Source organism: Streptomyces alkaliphilus (assembly GCF_014141535.1).
GTDB classification, from domain to species: domain Bacteria; phylum Actinomycetota; class Actinomycetes; order Streptomycetales; family Streptomycetaceae; genus Streptomyces; species Streptomyces alkaliphilus.
Genome location: NZ_VKHT01000877.1, coordinates 1 through 2,094 on the forward strand (window position 1 = coordinate 1; position 2,094 = coordinate 2,094).

The window sequence follows — 2,094 nt, forward strand, 5'->3', positions numbered from 1 at the left end:
GGAGTTGGGCGGCCCCGGCACGCCAGACGCCGAGCAGGGCGACCACCAGATCGGCCGACCGGTCGAGGCAGACACCGACCGGCTCGCCGGGCCGGACACCCGCCGCGCGCAGTCGGTCGGCCAGGGCCCGGGAGGCGGTGTCGAGGGCGGCACGGGTGAGTTCGACCCCCCCGGCGCGCACGGCGACGGCGTCGGGGTCGCGGCGCGACCACCGCGTCAGCCGTTCGGGGACCGAGGGGACCGGCCCGGCGGCCCGGGCCTCCGGCCGGGCGGGGCTCCCGGGGCCGAGCAGCAGCTCCCGCTCCCCGGGGGTGAGGAGGTCACCGGCGCTCAGCGGGGTGTCGGGGCGGTCGTCGAACAGGCGCAGGGCGGCCACGGTGTGGTCGGCGATGCGGGCGACGGTCGCCGTGGTGAAGAGGTCCGGTCGGTGGACGAAGACCAGCTTCTGGCGTCCGCCCTCGTCCCGGACCTCCAGGGAGAGGTCGAACTTGGCGGTGGTCAGGTCGATGGGCTCGGGGGTGCCGACGGCCGCCCCCAGGGAGAAGCCGTCGCCGTCCCGGACCGTGGTGTGGGAGAACAGCACCTGCACCAGGGGGTTGCGCGAGAGGTCCCGTTCGGGACTCACCTCGTCCACCACGCGTTCGAAGGGCAGGTCCTGGTGGGAGAGCGCGCCGAGGACGCGGTCGCGGGTGTGCCGCAGCACCTCGTCCGGGGTGGGATCGCCGGGCAGGTCGGTGCGGATGACGAGCGTGTTGACGAAGAAGCCGACGAGCCGCTCGATCTCGGGACGCTCCCGGTTGGCGACGATCGTGCCGATCGCGATGTCGCTCTGGCCGCTGTGCAGGGCCAGCGCGGTGCGGAAGGCCGCCATGAGCGTCGTGTAGGGGGTGGTCCCGGCGCGACGGCCGATCCGGGCGACCGCCTCGGACAGCTCCGGTGACAACTCGACCGTGTGGACCGCGCCGACGTGGGAGCGGGTCTCGGGACGCGGGTGATCGGTGGGCAGTTCCAGCGGGGTGACGCCCGCGAGGGTGGAGCGCCAGTACTCCAGCGACGCGCCGTGGTCCGCCTCGCGCTGCCAGACGGCGTAGTCGGTGTAGTCGATGGGCAGCGGGGGCAGGACGGGGGTCCCGCCGCCGGCCCGGGCCCGGTGGAACTCCGCGAGGTCGCGCACCAGCACGTCCAGCGACCAACCGTCGGAGACGATGTGGTGCATGGCCAGCACCAGGACGTGCTCCTCGTGGCCGGCCCGGATCAGGGTGGCCCGGAAGGCCGGCTCGGCGGCGAGGTCGAAGGGGCGCAGGGCCGCTTCCCGGACCGCCCGGGCGACCGCCTTTCCGGGGTCCCCCGAGGGACCCTCCGCGATCGGGTCGACCAGTTCCAGTCCGGCCCCGTCGGGCGGCAGGACACGCTGGGCGGGTGCGCCGTCGTGGTCGGGGAAGACCACCCGCAGCTGTTCGTGGCGGGTGACGAGGTCGCGGACGGCCCCGTCCAGGGCGGCGATGTCCAGCGGTCCGGTGAACCGCCAGGCGGCGGGCATCAGGTACTCGGTGCCGCCGGGGTCGAGCTGCTCCAGGAAGTACAGGCGCTGCTGGGCCGCGGAGAGCGGGGCCTCCCCGGTCCGGGGGGACCGGCGGGGGATGACGGCCCGCTCCGGGCCGGCGGTCCGGCCGCGGAGCCGCTGTTCCAACAGGCGTCGGGCGGCCGGGGAGAGGTCACCGCGGGTGATCGGGGCGGGAGCGACCCGGGGAGTGGTCATGACGTGTCTTCCCATCTGTCTCGGGAGGCGATCGGATTACTCGACGGTGAGGGAGAGGTCGATCTCGTCCTCGCTCATGGCGGCGATCTGCTCGAGGAGTTGACGCTCCACCTCGGCGGCGAGTCGCTCGACCGTGGGATGTTCGAAGATGTCGCGGACGCGGATGGGGCAGTCGAACGCGGCCCGCAGGCGGGAGGCGGTGGCCACCGCGCGCAGGGAGTGGCCACCCAGGACGAAGAAGTCGTCGTGGACCCCCACCTCGGTCACGCCCAGCACCTCGGCCCAGATCTGCGCGGTCACCGTCTCGGTGGGGGTGCGCGGGGCGGTGAAGGCGG

At 74.4% G+C, this 2,094-nt stretch carries 2 protein-coding genes; both read right to left on the minus strand.

The features are described from left to right. A partial coding sequence (locus FNQ90_RS20715) for a condensation domain-containing protein (protein ID WP_182607743.1) occupies window positions 1-1,759 on the minus strand: 1,759 nt, incomplete at its 3' end. Window positions 1,760-1,795: 36 nt separating this feature from the next. Beyond that, window positions 1,796-2,094 (minus strand): phosphopantetheine-binding protein (locus FNQ90_RS20720; RefSeq protein WP_228471441.1); only part of this gene is annotated, 299 nt, incomplete at its 5' end.